Genomic DNA, 17,098 nt, shown 5'->3' with positions numbered 1-17,098 from the left:
GCTCCTCGTCGCCGACGTCGTCCCCCACGGCCAGGGCGGGTGGGCGGGCGGTGCTCACGGGGTCGACCTCACCGGGTCATCCTCACCCACTGCCGGACCCACGGCTCACGCCGTCACGACGCGGCTCCCGAGCGCGCCGCCCGCAGGACCTTCGCGACGACGCCCTCAGCCTGGGACCCGGCCACGGGCGGCAGGCCCACGCCCTCGCAGGTGACGTCCCCGTCGGGGACGGCGCCCTCGGTGAGGAACCGGTCCACCACGTCGTCCACGCACGGGTTGCCCGCCCCGTACAGGCCGTGGTCACCCTCGTCCTCGACCGTCACGAGCACGGAGGACCCGATCGCCCGGTGCGTCGCCAGCGCGCCCTCGTAGGCCGTGGCCGGGTCGCGGCGGGACTGGACGATGAGCAGCGGCGGCAGGTCGGCACCGTCCACGGTGGGCAGCACGAGGCCGTCGCGCTGCCAGTGGGCGCACACCTGCGAGGACTTCGCGTAGCCGACCAGCGGGTACCGCGAGCCCTGCTCGTTCCCGTAGGCGTTCCAGTACGCCTGGTCGGTGGTCCACGGGGAGTCGTTGCACGTGGTGGCGGCGAACGTCGCGGCCATCGACTCCACGGCCGGGGGCCGCCCGGCCGCGGGGGCGAGCTGGCGGACGAGGTCGGCCAGCCGACCGGACAGGGCGGCCGGCGCGTCGCCCGACCCGCCGGGGCCGCGGAACGCCTCGACGACCTGCAGACCGCTGAGGATCCACGCGAGCTGCGGGAACGAGGCCTTGCCGTACATGGCCTGCGTGGCCAGCGCGTCGAGCAGGTTGCCGTCCACGGTGAGCCCGGGGAGCTGCAGAGGTCGCGCGGCCAGACCGGCCCGGACCCGTTCGAACGTCGCCGCGACCTCCGGGCCCGTGGCGCCCAGCCCGAACGTCGCGTTCCCCGCCGCCGCCCACGGCGCGAAGTCGACGTCGAACCGGCGCTGGAAGGCCATGGGCTGGTAGGAGAAGACCTCCTGGTACCCCGCGGTCGCGTCGACGCTGGAGTCCAGCACGAAGCGGCCGACGCGGCCGGGCAGGTGGGTGGCGAACTGCGCGCCCAGCCAGGTGCCGCCGGAGTAGCCGACCCAGTCGATCGTCTCCCGGTCCAGGGCGTCGCGGACGAGGTCGATGTCGAAGACCGTCTGCTGGGTGTCCACGACGGGGGCGAGCGGGTCGTCCGCGCACGCCTCCGCGGCGCCCTGGACGATCTTCGCGGCGAGCGCGAGCGCCTCGGGGGACCGGTCGCGGGTGTCCGGCGGGGTCTGGCCCACGAAGGCCGACCCGCACGTCATCGCCGAGCTGGCCCCGGTGCCGCGCACGTCGAGCCCGATGACCTCGGTGCCGGCCAGGCCCGGCACGGCCGACCCCAGCGCCGCCAGCGACAGCCCGGCGCCGCCGGGACCGCCCGGGTTGGTGATGACCGTCCTGGCCGGCCGCGGGCCCTGCCGCGGCTCACGGCTGATGGTCACCTGCAACGGGTCCCCCGCCCCGGGGTCGTCCCAGTCCCGCGGGACGGCCACCTGCGCGCACTCCAGGCCGCTGGTCAGGCTGGCCAGCAGGCCCACCTGCTCGCGCGAGCAGGCGGCCCAGGCGAGCTGCTGGTCGCGGTAGCGCTCCGGGGTGCGGGCGAGGAAGTCGGCCTCCGCCGCGGCGACCGTCGCGGGCCGGGTGGTGCCGAGCGGTGCGGGCGCGGGGGCGGCGCCGGCGGGACCGGCGACGAGCAGCGGTCCGGCCAGGGCGAGCACCCCCGCGGTGGCGGTCCCGGCGCGGCGGACGGCTCGACGGCGGTGCTGCATGGCGGTGTGGCCTTCCCAGGAGTGAGCTGTGAGGTCCCCATCCACCCGCACCGGGACCCCCCGCGCCAACGGACGACGGTCGGGGTCCGGGTCCGACCTTCGGGGGATGCCGCGGGACGACCCGACCCGGCCGGGTAGCGTTCCGGCGTGCCAGGATCCGCCGCCGCCGTCGGCGCGCTGCCGGGGGAGGACCCCCGCGAAGCCGCCCGCACCGTCTTCGGGGAGCTCGGCGACCCGCCGCACGTCCCCCACCTCGCCCAACTGCCCGAGCGGGGCCCGGGCGCGGACCCGCTGGGCCGCACGGCGTCCCTCCTCGTGGACCTGCCCGTGGACCGCCAGCCCGCCGGCTGGCGCTTCGTCGACGCCCCCGGCCGGGACGCCGCCCGGGCCGACGCCTTCCTGCGCGCCGACCTCGACGAGCTCGCCGAGGCGGCCGACGGCTGGACGGGTCCGCTGGCGCTCGCGGTCGTCGGCCCGTGGTCGCTGCTCGCCGCGGTCGAGCTGAACCGCGGCGAGCGCAGCGTCTGCGACCCCGGCGCCCGCCGCGACGTCGTCGCCTCCCTGGCCGAGGGGTTGTCCCGGCACGTCGCCGACGTGCGTCGGCTTGTCCCGGGTGCGCAGGTGGTCGCCCACGTCGAGGAGCCGTCGCTGGCCGCGGTCCTGGCCGGGCGGCTGCCCACCCAGTCCGGCTACGGGACGCTGCGGGCCGTGGACCGCGCCGAGGTCCGCGACGGGTTGCGCGACGTCCTGACCGCCGTGCGCTCGGCGGGGGCCGACCCCGTCGTGCGGCTGGACCCGCGGGAGGCGCCCTGGTCGCTCGTGCGCGAGGCGGGGGCCGCCGGGGTGGCGCTGCCGGTGCGCGACCTCGGCCCCGCCGGGTGGGAGTCCGTCGCCGCGTGCGTGGAGGACGGGCTGCGCCTGTGGGCCGGCGCGCTGCCGGTACCCACCCGGACGGGGCTGCCCGTCCCCTCCGACGCCGCGGTCGTCGACGTGGTCCGCCAGCCCTGGCGGCGCGTCGGGCTGCCCGCCACCGCCCTGGCCGACGTCGTCCTCACCCCGGCCGCCGGGCTGGCCGACGCGCCCCCGGCGCTGGTGCGCGACCTGCTGACCCGGCTGCGTGCTGCGGCGGCCGCCCTCGAGGAGGCCTCCGGTGACTGACCTGGCGTTCCGCGAGGCGACCACCGACGACGTGGCGGCCGTGGTCGACCTCGTCGAGTCGGCCTACCGCGGCGAGAGCAGCCGCGCCGGCTGGACCACCGAGGCGGACCTGCTGCGGGGCAGGCGCACCGATGCGGCGGGCATCGCGGCCGTCGTCGCCGCCCCGGCCGCGGTGCTCCTGCTGGCCCACCGCGACGGCGTCCTCGTCGGCTGTTGCGAACTGCGCCGGACGGCGGACGGGACCGGTGCCCCGGCCTACTTCGGGACGTTCGCGGTGCGCCCGGACGCGCAGGGCGGTGGCATCGGGCGGGCACTGCTGACGCGGGCCGACGCCGAGGCCGTGACGCGCTGGGGGGCGAGCGCGCTGGAGATGACGGTCATCGCCCAGCGCGCCGACCTCATCGCCTGGTACGAACGGCTCGGGTTCCGCGGCACCGGTGAGCGCCGCCCGTTCCCCTACGGGGACGAGCGGTTCGGGATCCCGCAGCGGGACGACCTTGAGTTCGTCGTCCTGCGCCGCCCCACCGCGGGGACCGCCGGTTGACCGCTCGCCCGGTCAACGGGGTGACAGGTCCGCCTGCACCTCGATCGTGAGGAACTCGTCGTCCTCCGCGACGCCGGGGGTGCGGCCGGCCGAGAACGGGAAGTTGTTGTCGTTGCCGACGACGATGCGGTGCTCGCCGACGACGTCGACGCTCTCGATCGTGGTGAACGGGAACGTCACGAACCCCGAGTCCTCCGACAGTTCGCCTGCGACCCCGTCGGGGTCGGGGACGGCCATGAGGTTCACGAGCTGGGTCTTGCGCGGGTGACCGGTCGCGTCGGTGAGGCTGGTGTCGAGGAGGAAGACGGCCTTGAACACCGCGGTGGGGCCCTGGCCCCCGTCGCGTTCGAGGACGAGGAACCGGTGGTCGTCGAGCTGGGTCAGGTCGCCGATCGCGTTGCCGGGGGATTCGAGGCGGTAGGTGAACGCCTCGCCGCGGTAGCGGCCTTCGACGGTGTCGTACCGGAGCGCACGCAGGTCCTGGCGGTCGTCCCCGGCGACGGGCCCCTCGAGCAGCGGGAACAGGTAGCGGCCGTCAGTCGACTGCGCCATGCCCTCGAACCCCTTGCTGGACGCCAGGTTCGGCGTGGCCGTGCCCAGCTCGGGGTTGTCGGGGGACTGCACGCCGGGCAGCGGGACGGGAGCCTGGATCAACCGGCCCGCCGCGTCGGTGTGCAGCAGGTACGGGCCGAACTCCTCCCCGAACCAGAACGTCCCGTCCGGTGCCTGCCGGAAGCTCTCGGGGTCGAAGTCGGCGCCGGTGAGGCGCCGGTCGGCGCGCGTCAGCGGCCAGGGGACCTCGCCGAAGGGGTCGGACAGGGTGAACCCGCCGGGGGCGACCTGCAGCGTCCCGGTTCCCGGATCGACCAGCCGGTGGACGGCGAGGAGGAAGTCGGCGCTGTTCGCCTTCGTGCCGTAGCCGTTGTCCGACAGCACGAGGTAGGAGCCGTCGGGCTGGACGAGGTTGCCGGAGAAGCCCTGGACGGGCTGGGCGGGGAAGGGCACGGGGACGCCGTTCGCGCTCTCGATCCCGGCCCCGCTGGGCACGGGTTCGCCGAACGTCGCGGCGGGCAGGACCTGGCGGTCCACGAGACGGGTGCTCTGGGCGGGGAACGCGGGGTCGGGTGCGTGGCCGTCGGCGGCGGCTCCGGAGGAGGTGAGGGTGAGGACGGCCGCGGCGGCGAGGACGACGGGGACGGCGGGGACGACGAGGGCCCGGCGGGGGTGGGGGGTGGTCACACGGTGACCGTAGAGACCCTGAGCGTCGGCTGAGCGACGCCGCGGTGAACGCTCGTGGGCCTGTGTCGGACCCCCGCGGCAGGATGGGCACCGTGAGCGCAGAGAGCACGTCCCCGCCCGGCGGCACGCCCGGTGGCACCGTCCCGTCGTCGGCCCGGCACCGCTGGGAGGAGCTGGTGGCGCAGATCGAGGCCGCCCGCTTCGCGTACTACGTGCGGAACTCCTCCCCGCTCGGCGACGGGCAGTACGACGAGCTGGAGAGGGACCTGCGGTCGCTGGAGGAGGAGCACCCGCAGCTGCGGACGCCGGACTCTCCGACGCAGACGGTGGGCGGGACGTTCTCGACGGAGTTCACCGCCGTCGACCACCCCGAGCGGATGCTGAGCCTCGACAACGCCTTCACGCTCGACGAGTTGTCGGCCTGGGCCGGCCGCGTGGAGAAGGAGGTGGGGGAGGGCGCCCGGTACCTGTGCGAGCCGAAGATCGACGGTCTCGCCATCGACCTCGTGTACGAGCAGGGTCGCCTCGTGCGCGGGGTGACCCGCGGTGACGGGCGCACGGGCGAGGACGTGACGTTCAACGTGCGGACCATCGCGGACGTCCCGCACCGGCTCACGGGCGACGACGTGCCGGAGTTCCTCGAGGTCCGCGGTGAGGTGTTCTTCCTGCTGGAGGGTTTCGCCGGGATCAACGCCGGCCTGGTCGCCGCGGGGAAGCCGCCGTTCGCGAACCCCCGCAACGCGGCGGCGGGGTCGTTGCGGCAGAAGGACCCCCGCATCACGGCCACCCGTCCGCTGCGGATGCTCGTCCACGGCGTCGGTGCCCGCCGGGGGATGGAGAACGCCTCCCAGTTCGAGGCGTACGAGAAGCTCGCCGCGTGGGGCCTGCCGACGTCCCCGCGCGTGAAGGTCGTCGACACGCTGCCGGAGGTGGCCGAGTACATCTCGTACTACGGCGAGCACCGCCACGACGTCGAGCACGAGATCGACGGTGTCGTCGTCAAGGTCGACCAGGTCCCGCTGCAGCGCCGGCTGGGGTCGACGTCCCGCGCGCCGCGGTGGGCGATCGCGTTCAAGTACCCGCCGGAGGAGGTGACCACGACGCTGCTGGACGTGCAGGTGAACGTCGGCCGCACCGGCCGGGTCACGCCCTTCGCCGTGCTCGAACCCGTCAAGGTCGCGGGTTCGACCGTGAAGATGGCGACGCTGCACAACGCCGACGAGGTCAAGCGCAAGGGCGTGCTCATCGGTGACACCGTCGTGGTCCGCAAGGCCGGGGACGTCATCCCGGAGGTCCTGGGCCCGGTGGCCGAGTCGCGCACGGGCGGTGAGCGCGAGTTCGTCATGCCCACCGAGTGCCCCGAGTGCGGGACGACGCTGGCGCACCAGCGCGCCGACGACGTCGACATCCGCTGCCCGAACTCCCGGTCCTGCCCCGCGCAGCTGCGCGAGCGCGTCTTCCACGTCGCCGGCCGCGGCGCCTTCGACATCGAGGCCCTCGGTTACGAGGCGTCCACGGCGCTGCTGCAGGCCGGCGTCATCGAGGACGAGGGGGACCTGTTCACCCTCACCGAGGACGACCTGGCGCGGGTCCCGCTCTTCACGACGAAGGCCGGTGCCGTCTCGGCCAACGGTCGCCGGTTGCTGCAGAACCTGGCGGACCGGAAGTCGCAGCCGCTGTGGCGGGTCCTCGTCGGCCTGTCCATCCGGCACGTCGGCCCGACCGCGGCCCGCGCGCTGGCCGACCGGTTCGGGTCGATGGAGGCCATCGAGGCGGCGAGCGCCGAGGAGATCGCCTCCTCCGAGGGCGTCGGTCCGACGATCGCGGAGGCCGTCGTGGAGTGGCTGGCCGTCGACTGGCACCGCGAGGTGGTCCGCGAGTGGCGCGAGGCCGGCGTGCGGATGGCCGACGAGCGCGACGAGTCGACCCCCCGCACCCTGGAGGGGCTGACCGTCGTCGTCACCGGGTCGCTGACCGGGTACTCCCGCGACGAGGCGAAGGAGGCGATCCTCGCCCGCGGCGGGAAGGCGTCGGGCTCGGTGTCGAAGAAGACCGACTTCGTCGTCGTGGGGGAGGCCGCCGGGGCCAAGGCCGACAAGGCCGAGCAGCTGGGGCTGCGGATCCTCGACGAGGCGGGGTTCACGGCGCTGCTCGGGGGCGGCCCGGACGCGGTCGCGCCGCCCGCCGAGGGCGGGGACGAGGCGGACGGGGCGCAGGCCTGAGCTGCCCTACAGCGAGCCGCCCCGCGCATCACGACGTTCCCCGGGCAGGCGCGGGCTGCGCTTGCCGCGCTGGACGAGGTCGAGGAGTCCTGGCGTGAAGGGGACGCCGTGCTGGGCGGCCACGTCGGCCACGGCTCGCGCCGCGCGACGGGTCCCGCGGCGGCCGAAGAGGGCGAGCTGTGCGACCTGGGCCGGGGAGTTCGGGCCGGGCTCGTCGTAGGGGCCACCCCTGGTGCGCAGCACCGGACCACCGCCGAGCGCGGGCCACGACCCCGAGGACCAGGACACCTCCAGGACGTCGTCCCAGGCGAAGCGGTGCTCACCGTCGCGGTTCCGCACGACGAGCGCGTCCGGGGCCAGCACGACGACGTCGCCGCGGTGCCGCACTGCCGTCCACCCCACGGAGGAGACGGCGGCGACGCCCCAGAACAGCGCGTACGTGGCGAACGAGGTGTCCTCCCGGCGCCACCAGGCGAGAGCGCCGAGGACGGTGAGGACGACGACGGCCCGCAACACACCCCACCGCGTCCCACCCGCCCCCAGCGGCGCCACTGTGGCACGGGCCCGTCGCGGAGTGGGGCGGACGAGCCACGTCCGCGCGGGTGGGCCACACCGGGACCCCGGACCGGCGCAATAGACTCACCGATCGTGTCCGCCATCTCCCGAACCGAGGTCGAGCACCTCGCGCGCCTGGCGCGCATCGACATGTCCGACGAGGAGCTGGACCGCGTGGCGGGTCAGCTCGACGCGGTCCTCGATGCCGTCGCGGCCGTCGCGAAGGTCGCCACCGACGACGTGCCCGCCACCTCGCACCCCGTGCCCCTGACGAACGTGACCCGACCGGACGTCGTCCGCCCGGGCCTGAGCGCGCAGGAGGCGCTCGCGGGCGCCCCGGCGGCCGAGGACGGCCGGTTCCGCGTCCCGATGATCCTGGGGGAGGAGGCGTGAGCGTGAACGAGCTCGTCCAGTGGGACGCCACCCGCCTCGCCGAGGGCCTGCGCAGCGGGGTGGTCTCCGCCGAGGAGGTCACCCGCGCCCACCTCGACCGCATCGACGCCGTCGACGGCCCCACGTCCGGCGCGAACGAGTCCGGGGTGCACGCCTTCCTGCACGTCGACCACGAGGGCGCCCTCGCCCGGGCCCGGCAGATCGACGCCGACCGCGCCGCCGGGGCCGACCTCGGCCCGCTGGCGGGCATCCCCGTCGGCGTCAAGGACGTCCTGACGACGAAGGGCCTGCCGACCACGGCCGGTTCCCGGATGCTGCAGGGCTGGGTCCCGCCCTACGACGCCACCGTCGTGCGCGAGCTGCACGCCGCCGGTCTCGTCGTGCTCGGCAAGACCAACATGGACGAGTTCGCGATGGGCTCGACCACCGAGCACTCCGCCTACGGCGTCACCCGCAACCCGTGGGACGCGACCCGCATCCCGGGTGGTTCCGGCGGGGGGTCGGCGGCGGCGCTGGCGGCCTTCGAGGCGCCGCTGACCATCGGTTCGGACACGGGCGGGTCCATCCGCCAGCCCGCGGCCGTCACCGGCACCGTCGGCGTCAAGCCCACCTACGGCGCGGTCTCCCGCTACGGCCTCATCGCCCTGGCCAGCTCCCTGGACCAGGCCGGGCCCTGCGCCCGCACGGTGATGGACACGGCCCTGCTGCACGCGGTCATCGCCGGGCACGACCCGTACGACTCCACGTCGCTGCCCGACGCCGTCCCGGACGTCGTCGGTGCGGCCCGGCAGGGCGCGACGGGCGACCTCACCGGGGTGCGCGTCGGCGTCGTCACGGAGCTGTCGGGTGAGGGGTACGAACCCGGGGTCGTCGCCCGGTTCGAGGAGGCGCTCGCGGAGCTCCGCGCCGCCGGGGCCGAGGTCGTGGAGCTGAGCCTGCCGAACATCGTCCACGCGCTCGCCGCGTACTACCTCATCCTGCCGAGCGAGGCGTCGAGCAACCTCGCCAAGTTCGACGGGATGCGCTACGGCCTGCGGGTCGTGCCCGAGGGCGAGAACGTCACGGCCGAGACGGTCATGCGCGCCACCCGCGCCGCCGGGTTCGGCGACGAGGCCAAGCGGCGCATCGTCCTGGGCACCTACGCCCTGTCGGCGGGGTACTACGACGCCTACTACGGCAGCGCGCAGAAGGTCCGCACCCTGGTCCAGCGCGACTTCGCGGCGGCCTTCGCGGACGTGGACGTGCTGGTCTCCCCGACGGCGCCGACCGTGGCGTACCGGCTGGGGGAGAAGCTGGACGACCCGCTGGCCATGTACGCCGGCGACGTGGCGACGATCCCGGCGAACCTGGCGGGTATCCCGGGCATGTCGCTGCCGGCGGGCCTGTCCGACGGGCTCCCGGTGGGGTTGCAGGTCCTGGCCCCGCAGCGGGCCGACGACCGGTTGTACCGGGTCGGCGCGGCGCTGGAGGCGCGGCTGAACGACAAGTGGGGCGGGCCGTTGCTCGCGAAGGTCCCGACGTGGCAGGGGGTCTCGGCATGAGCGTCGAACTGGTCGACTACGACGAGGCGGTGGCGGAGTTCGACCCCGTCCTCGGCCTCGAGGTGCACGTCGAGCTGAACACGAAGACGAAGATGTTCTCCGGGGCGCCCACGGAGTTCGGCGCGGAGCCGAACACCCAGGTGGACCCGACGTCGCTGGGCCTGCCCGGCGCGATGCCGGTGCTGAACGCGAAGGCGCTGGAGTCGGCGATCCGCATCGGGCTGGCGCTGAACTGCTCCATCGCGGAGCACTGCCGGTTCGCCCGGAAGAACTACTTCTACCCGGACATGCCGAAGAACTTCCAGACGTCGCAGTACGACGAGCCCATCGCGTTCGACGGGTACCTCGACGTGGACGTCCCGGCGTCGGAGGACGGGTCGAAGCCGGCCTTCACGTACCGGGTGCTCATCGAACGCGCCCACATGGAGGAGGACACGGGCAAGTCCCTGCACGTCGGGGGGTCCACGGGTCGCATCCACGGGGCCGAGTTCTCCCTCGTCGACTACAACCGTGCGGGGATCCCGCTCATCGAGATCGTCACCCGGCCCCTGGTGGGCACCGGCGACCGTGCCCCGGACGTGGCGCGCGCCTACGTGGCGGCTCTGCGCGACCTGCTGCGGGCGCTCGACGTGTCGGACGTGAAGATGGAGCAGGGTTCGCTGCGCTGCGACGTCAACCTTTCGCTGCGGCCCTCGCCGGAGGCGGAGCTCGGCACCCGCTCGGAGACGAAGAACGTCAACTCGCTGCGCTCGGTCGAACGGGCCGTCCGGTACGAGGTGTCCCGGCACGCCGCCGTCCTGCGCTCGGGGGCGAAGGTCGTGCAGGAGACGCGGCACTGGCACGAGGACACCGGCCTGACGACGTCGGGCCGGGAGAAGTCCGACGCGGAGGACTACCGCTACTTCCCCGAACCCGACCTCGTGCCGATCGTCCCGGACCGGGCGTGGGTGGAGGAGCTGCGCGCCTCGCTGCCGGAGCCGCCCGCCCAGCGCCGCAAGCGGCTGCACGCCGAGTGGGGTTTCTCCGACCTGGAGTTCCGCGACCTCGTCAACGCCGGGGCGCTCGACGTCGTCGAGGCGACCGTGGCCGCGGGCGCCTCGCCCGCGGCGGCGCGCAAGTGGTGGTCCGGGGAGCTGGCCCGGCGCGCCAACGCCGACGGCGTGGAACTGGCGGACCTGCGCGTCACGCCGGCCGACGTGGCCGAGCTGGCCCAGCTCGTCGACGACGGCAAGCTCACCGACCGCCTGGCGCGGGAGGCCCTGGAGGGCGTCCTGGCCGGTGAGGGCACGGTGGCGCAGGTCGTCGAGGCCCGCGGCCTGATCGTCGTCCAGGACGACGGCGCGCTGAACGCCGCGGTCGAGAAGGTCATCGCCGCCAACCCCGACGTCGTGGAGAAGATCCGCGGCGGCAAGGCGCAGGCGGCCGGTGCCCTCATCGGCCAGGTCATGAAGGAGATGAAGGGCAAGGCGGACGCCGCGCGCATCCGCGAGCTCATCACCGAACGCGTCAGCTGAGCGCGTCGACGACGAGTCCGGTCGCCCGCGCCACGAGCGCGGGGTCGGACTCGTCGTCGAGGCCGGGCCGGTCGGAGAACACGACGACGACCCACGGGGCCCGGCCCCCGGAGGGCCAGACGACACCGACGTCGTTCTGGTTGCCGTACCGTCCCGCGTGGCCGGTCTTGTCGCCCACGACCCACCCGGCGGGGACCCCGGCGCGGATCTGCTCGTCCCCGGTGGTGTTCCCCCGCAGCCACCCGGTGAAGACGTCCCGGTCGCCCGGGTCCAGGGCCCCGCCCACGGCGTAGGCCCGCAGGCTGCCGGCGAACGCGCGCGGGGAACTGGTGTCGGCCACCTCTCCCGGCGCCCACCGGTTCAGCTCCGGCTCCTCCCGCTCGGACTCGGTGACGGTGTCCCCGAGCTCGCGCAGGTCCCCCTCGAAACCCGCCGGTCCGCCGAGCTGGTCGAGCAGGAGGTTCCCGGCGGTGTTGTCGCTCACGGTCACCGCGGCCTCGGCGACGTCGCCGAGCGTCATGGTCCCGCCGACGTGCTGCTCGGTGACGGGGGAGTAGGTGACGAGTTCGGTCACCGGGACCTGCGTGGTGAGGTCGGCACCGGAGTCCAGGACGGCCGCGGCCGCGAGCGCCTTGTAGGTGGAGGCGAACGCGAACCGTTCGTCGGCGCGGTGGGCCACGGTGCGCCCGCTGCCGGTGTCCACGGCGAAGACGCCCAGCCGGGCACCGAACTGCCGTTCGAGGGCGTCGAAGTCGGGGCTCGGGGCGGTGCTGGTCGCCGCCGCGGAGGAGGTGGTGGAGGTCGCCGGGGCGGGTGGCGCGGGTGCGGCGCACCCCGTCAGCAGGAGCGCGGCGGACACCGGGAGGGACAGGAGGGCGGCGGTCGACGCGGTTCTCACGGTCCCCACCTCAGCGCACCCCGGTCATGTCGTCCAAGCAGCCGTCCGTCCGATCCATGCCGGATGAGCATGGGTGCCGGGTACGGTCGTGCCGTGGACGTCGTCGCCGGGTGCCGCGCCTTCCTGGCCGTCGCGACGCGGGGCAGCTTCACGGCGGGTGCCGCGTCGGTCCGGATCCCGCAGTCGGTGGCCAGCCGTCGCGTGGCCGCCCTCGAGGCGCACCTCGGGGGCCGGCTGCTGGAGCGCTCGTCGCGGACGGTCGCGGTGACGAGCCTGGGCCGGGACCTCCTGCCCACGGCGCGTCGCCTCGTCGACCTGGCCGACACCCTCGTCGCGGACGCCGAGCGCGCGCGTCGCCGCCCCGTCCGGTGCGGGGTCCCGGACACGCTCGACCTGGCGGCGCTGGCGCGGTTCGCCGCCCGCACCGCTCACGTCGTGGACCCCGTGCCGTTGCCGCGGGCCCGCCGCGTCGAGGCGGTGCGCGACCGCGACCTGCCCGTGGCCCTCGTCCCGGTGCCGGCGGACGAGGCCGAGTGGACGACTCCCCTCGGCGTGGCGGCCCGGCCCGGGGTCGTGCGCGCCCACGCCGTCCGGTTGGCCACGCTCCGGCGTGGCCGGACCCGCGGGTCGGAGGCACCGCGCCGGTGCTGGCTGCTGCCCGAGGACGACGTCCCGCACGTGCGCGACGTGCTGGTGCGGGCCGCCGAAGCGGCCGGTCTGCAACCCGTTCAGGTGGGGGTGGCCCCGACCCCGGTCGCCGCTCTGGCCCGCGTGCTGGACGGTGACGACCTCGTCCTGGCCACCCGGGCGCAGGCCCGGGCGTGGGGGTTGGACTGGCGACCGCTGGCCGGCCCGGACCTCGTCCGCGGCCTCGCCGTGCTGGCCGGCCGGGACGAGGACGCCCGCCGCCTGCGCGCGCAGTTCGCGGGTGCGGTGGCCGACCTCTGCGAGGAGGCGTGAGGGCTCTCGACCAGGTGCGGCGCATCCTGGCCGACGCCGGCTTGCAGGCGGGGATCGTCGTGCGTGACCTCGACGACGGGGGCACCGCCGTCCTGGACCCCGCGCGGCAGTTCCCCTGCGCGTCGCTGGTCAAGGTTCCCCTCGCCCTCGCGACCCTCCTGCGCGTCCACCGCGGCGAGCTCGCGGCGGACCAGGTGGTCGTGGTGGAACCGCCCGCGGCGCGGTCCGACACCGGGCTCGGCAGGTTCCGCCACCCCGTGCGGATCGCGGTCGAGGACCTGCTCGAACTCGCCGTGACGGTCAGCGACAACGTCGCCGCCGACGCGTTGTTCGCCCTCACCCCGCCCGGGGCGGTGGACGCGGAACTGCGTGCCCTCGGCGTCCGGGGCGTGGCGGTGCGCCACCGCCTGGCCGACCTCGCCGACACCCCGGCGCTGCGCGTCGAGCGCCCCTACGGCCACCTCCTGGCGAGCCGGTCGGGAACCCCCGGCGACGGCCACGCCCTCGAGCAGTTCGACGTCGGCCGGGCCAACGCCGGCTCCGCCGAGGGTTTCGCCGACCTGCTCACCCACCTGTGGCGGCCCACCGCTGTGCCTGCGGCGGTCGCCGAGCGGGTGCGGGACCTGCTGGGTGGCAACGTCTTCGGTCAGCGGTTGGCCCCGGACCTGCGGACCGACGCCTCCCGCTGGTCGTCGAAGACGGGGACGCTCCTGACGTTGCGCCACGAGGCGGGGGTCCTCGAGCACGCCGACGGCACGACGATCGCGGTCGTGGTCCTCAGCGCCTCCACCGTGGCGGCCACCCACCAGCCCGAGGCGGAGGCCGCGCTCGGCCGGTGCGCCCGGGTCCTGCACGACGCGCTCCTCGACGAGGGGTTCAGCGCACCCGGCGGTGGACGACCCGGTTGAGCACGAGGTCGACGAGGAGACCCAGCACCAGGGCGATGACGATGCCCAGCGCGGCTCCGGCCAGCGGCGTCGACTCGATCCAGTGGCCCGCGAGGGAACCGATGGCCACCGAGTAGGCCGCCCACGTCAGCGCCGCGAGCGCGCTGAGCCCGACGAAGCGCGCGCGGGGGAACCGCACCGCCCCCGCGGTGAGGTTCACGGCGATGCGCCCGATCGGGACGTACCGGGCGGCGAGGATCGCGAAGGCCCCCCGCTTGTCGAGTTCCACGGCGGCCCGGGTGAAGGCCTTCTCCAGCCGCGGGTGACCGGCGATCCAGCGGCGCAGCGGGGAGTGCCGGCCCATCGTGTAGGTGAGGTTGTCGCCGAGGAACGCGCCGACGACGGCGCAGGCGAACAACGCCCACCGGTGCGGGTGCCCCGTGTCGGCCGCGATGGCCGACAGGCCGATGACGACCGACTCGCTCGGCAGCGGCGGGACGAAGGCGTCCAGGGCGGCGAGGGTGAGCACCGCGGCCAGCACCCACGGCGACCCCGCGTGCTCGGTGACGAGCGCGCCCAGGTGGTCGAACACCCGTTCACCCTGCCACGTCCACCTCCCGGTCCGCGTCCTGCCGGGCGGGACGGTCCATGTCCCCCCAGGACCGGCCCGCGAAGGGGGCGAGCGTGACCAGGAGGTACAGGACGCCCACGGTCCACAGCACCGGGACGACGCCGACCCGGTCCGCGCCCCAGCCGGCGAGCAGCGACCCCGCGGGCATCCCCGCCCACGCGCCCGCGGCGACGAGACCGGCGACGCGGGCGCGCATCCGCGGGGCCACCCGCTCCAGCTGCACGGCGCCGAGGACCGGGTTGATCGCCCCGGCGGCCAGGCCGCAGGCGAGGAAGACGACGACGGTGAGCTCGAGGGAGGGACCGGTGGCCAGCAGCAGGCAGCGCGGTGCACCGGCGAGCAGGAAGGAGAGCGCGAAGACGCGGCGACGGGACCAGCGCCGGGTGAGGCGGTGCGCCTGCAGGGCGCCGACCGCGGCGCCCGCGCCGAACACCGCGCTGACCCAGCCGAAGGCGGCCGGGTGGTGCCAGGTGTCGCGCGCCACGAGCGGCAGCAGGACGCTCAGGCCCGTGTCGAAGGCGTTGGTCGCCAGCACCAGGAGCACGACGGCGCGCAGGAGACCGTCCCGGCGGACGACGTCGAACCCCTCCCGCAGGCGGCGCAGGTAGGCCCCGGCGGGGCTCGGGGCGGTGGAGGTGTGGGGCACCGCGAGCAGGACGAGCGTCGCGCTCGCGGCGAAGGTCGCGGCGTCGAGCCAGAGCACGGGCAGCGCGCCGAGCCAGCCGACGAGGGCGGCCGTCGCGGCGACGCCCAGCAGCTGGGCCAGGCGCTCGGCCCCGTTGAGGGCCCCCGTCGCCTTCAGCAGCGGGACGCCGTCGGCCGCGCAGACCTCCGGCAGCATCGCGTGCCGCGCGGCCTGACCGGGGGCGTCGAGCAGGCCCGTCGCCACCAGCAGCAGGACGAGCCCCCAGAACGGCAGACCGACGGTGCCGGCCAGCAGCGGGACGGCGGCGATCGTCACGGCACCGACGACGTCGCCGGCGATGCTGGTGCGCCGGTAGCCGACGCGGTCGACGACCGTGCCGCCGAACACGCCGCCGACGACGACCGGCACGACCGCTGCGGCGGAGGCGATCCCGAGCTGCAGGCCGCTGCCGCCCGTGGCCAGGACGTGCAGCGGGACGGCCACCTGCGTCGCCGCGTTGCCCGCGGCGCTCGCGGTGTGGGCGACGACCAGCGCGCGCAGCGGTCTCACGGCCGGGGGAACAGGGCGTAGAGGGCGAGCACGGGGCGGGTCCCGGGCCGGTCGCGATCGGACCGCGCCAGCCACCGCGCCCACAGCTGCTCCACCTCCGCAGCCATCTCCGCGAGCTCGTCGGCGGTCAGGTCGAAGTACAGGTCACCGGAGGAGGCGGCCTCGGCCCACTCCGGCGGCAGGTCGTGCTCGGCGTCCAGGTACGCCTCGTGCGCGTCGGCCAGGCCCCGGACGAAGCTCTTGCGCAGGGCGGTCGAGGCCGCCGAGCGCTCGGGGTCGCTCGTGTCGAGGGGGGAGGGCGTGCGGGTGAGCGCGTGGACCGACCGCCACCACCGCTGCCGGCGGTCCGGCGCGTGCTCGGGGGCCTCGGCCGCCAGACCCACCTCCGCGAGCCGCGAGAGGTGGTAGCTGACCGACCCCGGGGCCTCGTCGACGGCCCGGCTGAGCGTCCCGACGCTGCACGGTCCGTGCACGCGCAGCTCGCCGAGGAGGCGCAGCCGCGTCGGGTGCGCGAGCACGCGCATCGTGGCCGGGTCGGTGAGCTCGACGGTCGGCAGGTCGGTGGGAGGGAAGTCGTCCACGACGTCGACGGTAGAACCACAAGAGGTCTTTCACAAGAGTTCTTGTGGAAGTCGGAGGGTGACCGGCGGCGGGGGCGCGTATCGTCCGGCGCGTGAAGGTGCTCTCCATCCAGTCCGCCGTCGCCCACGGCCACGTCGGCAACTCCGCCGCCGTCTTCCCGCTGCAGCGCATCGGGGTCGAGGTCGTCCCCGTCCACACCGTGAACTTCTCCAACCACACGGGGTACGGGGCCTGGCGGGGCCCGCTCATCGCCCCCTCGGACGTCGCCGACGTCCTCACCGGGGTCGAGGAGCGCGGCGTCTTCCCGCAGATCGACGTCGTGCTGTCCGGGTACCAGGGTGGCGTCGGGATCGGGGACGTCATCGTCGACGCCGTCCGCCGCGTGAAAGCGGCGAACCCCTCCGCCGTCTACGCCTGCGACCCGGTGATGGGCAACGCGAAGTCCGGCTGCTTCGTGGCGCCGGAGATCCCCGACCTGCTGCGCGACCGCGTCGTCCCCGTCGCCGACGTCATCACCCCGAACCAGTTCGAGCTCGGCTACCTCACCGGCACCGAACCCACCACGCTGGAGTCGACGCTCGCCTCGGTCGACGCCGCCCGCGCGATGGGCCCGTCCACCGTCCTGGTGACGAGCGTGGAACGACCCGACCGCGAGGAGGGCACCGTCGAGGTGCTCGTCGCCGACGACGCCGGCGCCTGGATCGTGCGCACGCCCATGCTGCCGTTCAAGGCGAACGGGTCCGGCGACGTGACCGCCGCCCTGTTCTCCGCCCACCACCGCAGCACCGGCGACGCGCGGGTCGCGCTGGAGCGCACGGTCTCCAGCGTGTTCGACCTCATCGAGGCGACCTACCGCTCCGGGGAGCGCGAACTGAAGCTCGTGGAGTCCCAGGAGGTCTACGCGAACCCGCGGATGCAGTTCACCGCCGAACGCGTGCGCTGAGCGAGCGGGGTTC

The 17,098-nt window shown here is 75.1% G+C and carries 16 protein-coding genes; 9 read left to right on the top strand and 7 right to left on the bottom strand.

All coding sequences use genetic code 11. The features are described from left to right. Positions 1–113: 113 nt before the first annotated feature. Positions 114–1,823, bottom strand: coding sequence for an alpha/beta hydrolase (locus AB2L28_RS19165; protein ID WP_370720589.1), 1,710 nt, complete (start codon positions 1,821–1,823; stop codon positions 114–116). 147 nt (positions 1,824–1,970) lie between these two features. On the opposite strand from AB2L28_RS19165, the gene AB2L28_RS19160 reads away from it, so the two are divergent. Beyond that, positions 1,971–2,981 carry a uroporphyrinogen decarboxylase/cobalamine-independent methonine synthase family protein gene (locus AB2L28_RS19160; protein WP_370720588.1) on the top strand — a complete coding sequence of 337 codons (1,011 nt, stop codon included), beginning with the start codon at positions 1,971–1,973 and terminating at the stop codon, positions 2,979–2,981. Beyond that, entirely contained in the window at positions 2,974–3,525 is a 552-nt protein-coding gene (locus tag AB2L28_RS19155) for a GNAT family N-acetyltransferase (protein ID WP_370720587.1), read from the top strand. Before AB2L28_RS19160 ends, AB2L28_RS19155 begins: the two co-directional genes overlap by 8 nt. A gap of 12 nt (positions 3,526–3,537) precedes the next feature. On the opposite strand, the gene AB2L28_RS19150 is transcribed toward AB2L28_RS19155, so the two are convergent. Next, the gene (locus AB2L28_RS19150; RefSeq protein ID WP_370720586.1) at positions 3,538–4,764 is read right to left on the bottom strand and encodes an esterase-like activity of phytase family protein; all 1,227 of its coding nucleotides are present in this window, start codon (positions 4,762–4,764) and stop codon (positions 3,538–3,540) included. Between the two features lie 83 nt (positions 4,765–4,847). Here AB2L28_RS19150 and ligA point away from each other — a divergent pair, with 83 nt between their 5' ends. Further along, positions 4,848–6,986, top strand: a complete 2,139-nt coding sequence (gene ligA / locus AB2L28_RS19145; protein WP_432526118.1) for an NAD-dependent DNA ligase LigA — start codon at positions 4,848–4,850, stop codon at positions 6,984–6,986. A gap of 6 nt (positions 6,987–6,992) precedes the next feature. Here the strand turns inward: ligA and AB2L28_RS19140 are convergent, their stop codons facing one another. After that, a complete protein-coding gene (locus AB2L28_RS19140) occupies positions 6,993–7,502 on the bottom strand; it encodes a hypothetical protein (RefSeq protein ID WP_370720584.1) in 510 nt (169 codons plus the stop codon). Between the two features lie 132 nt (positions 7,503–7,634). Between AB2L28_RS19140 and gatC the strand changes: the two genes are divergently transcribed. Genes gatC through gatB form a run of 3 tightly spaced genes read left to right on the top strand, consistent with a single transcriptional unit; the run spans position 7,635 to position 10,989 of the window. Next, the gene (gatC, locus tag AB2L28_RS19135; protein WP_370720583.1) at positions 7,635–7,934 is read left to right on the top strand and encodes an Asp-tRNA(Asn)/Glu-tRNA(Gln) amidotransferase subunit GatC; all 300 of its coding nucleotides are present in this window, start codon (positions 7,635–7,637) and stop codon (positions 7,932–7,934) included. A 2-nt stretch (positions 7,935–7,936) separates the two neighbouring features. Further along, positions 7,937–9,475 carry an Asp-tRNA(Asn)/Glu-tRNA(Gln) amidotransferase subunit GatA gene (gene gatA / locus AB2L28_RS19130; RefSeq protein ID WP_370720582.1) on the top strand — a complete coding sequence of 513 codons (1,539 nt, stop codon included), beginning with the start codon at positions 7,937–7,939 and terminating at the stop codon, positions 9,473–9,475. Beyond that, complete coding sequence (gatB, locus tag AB2L28_RS19125; protein ID WP_370720581.1) at positions 9,472–10,989, top strand: Asp-tRNA(Asn)/Glu-tRNA(Gln) amidotransferase subunit GatB; 1,518 nt, start codon at positions 9,472–9,474, stop codon at positions 10,987–10,989. The genes gatA and gatB overlap by 4 nt, the downstream gene beginning before the upstream one ends. On the opposite strand, the gene bla is transcribed toward gatB, so the two are convergent. Continuing rightward, entirely contained in the window at positions 10,982–11,887 is a 906-nt protein-coding gene (gene bla / locus AB2L28_RS19120) for a class A beta-lactamase (RefSeq protein ID WP_370720580.1), read from the bottom strand. The two genes, gatB and bla, sit on opposite strands and share 8 nt — an antisense overlap. Positions 11,888–11,980: 93 nt before the next feature. Here bla and AB2L28_RS19115 point away from each other — a divergent pair, with 93 nt between their 5' ends. Beyond that, positions 11,981–12,847 (top strand): LysR family transcriptional regulator, encoded by an 867-nt coding sequence (locus tag AB2L28_RS19115; RefSeq protein WP_370720579.1) that lies wholly within the window; start codon positions 11,981–11,983, stop codon positions 12,845–12,847. Then, positions 12,844–13,755, top strand: a complete 912-nt coding sequence (locus AB2L28_RS19110) for a serine hydrolase (RefSeq protein ID WP_370720578.1) — start codon at positions 12,844–12,846, stop codon at positions 13,753–13,755. Before AB2L28_RS19115 ends, AB2L28_RS19110 begins: the two co-directional genes overlap by 4 nt. Here the strand turns inward: AB2L28_RS19110 and AB2L28_RS19105 are convergent. Genes AB2L28_RS19105 through AB2L28_RS19095 form a run of 3 tightly spaced genes read right to left on the bottom strand, consistent with a single transcriptional unit; the run spans position 13,724 to position 16,141 of the window. Beyond that, a complete protein-coding gene (locus tag AB2L28_RS19105) occupies positions 13,724–14,326 on the bottom strand; it encodes a DedA family protein (protein WP_370720577.1) in 603 nt (200 codons plus the stop codon). The genes AB2L28_RS19110 and AB2L28_RS19105 overlap by 32 nt on opposite strands. A gap of 4 nt (positions 14,327–14,330) precedes the next feature. Continuing rightward, positions 14,331–15,560, bottom strand: a complete 1,230-nt coding sequence (locus AB2L28_RS19100) for an MFS transporter (RefSeq protein WP_370720576.1) — start codon at positions 15,558–15,560, stop codon at positions 14,331–14,333. Then, the gene (locus AB2L28_RS19095; RefSeq protein ID WP_370720575.1) at positions 15,557–16,141 is read right to left on the bottom strand and encodes an ArsR/SmtB family transcription factor; all 585 of its coding nucleotides are present in this window, start codon (positions 16,139–16,141) and stop codon (positions 15,557–15,559) included. Before AB2L28_RS19095 ends, AB2L28_RS19100 begins: the two co-directional genes overlap by 4 nt. A gap of 92 nt (positions 16,142–16,233) precedes the next feature. On the opposite strand from AB2L28_RS19095, the gene pdxY reads away from it, so the two are divergent. Further along, complete coding sequence (pdxY, locus tag AB2L28_RS19090; protein WP_370720574.1) at positions 16,234–17,085, top strand: pyridoxal kinase PdxY; 852 nt, start codon at positions 16,234–16,236, stop codon at positions 17,083–17,085. The last annotated feature ends 13 nt before the right edge of the window (positions 17,086–17,098 follow it).

Origin of the sequence: Kineococcus mangrovi (genome assembly GCF_041320705.1) — a bacterium.
Classification (GTDB): domain Bacteria; phylum Actinomycetota; class Actinomycetes; order Actinomycetales; family Kineococcaceae; genus Kineococcus; species Kineococcus mangrovi.
Note: the sequence above shows the minus strand (reverse complement) of the source record. Positions and strands in the feature narration are given on the sequence as shown.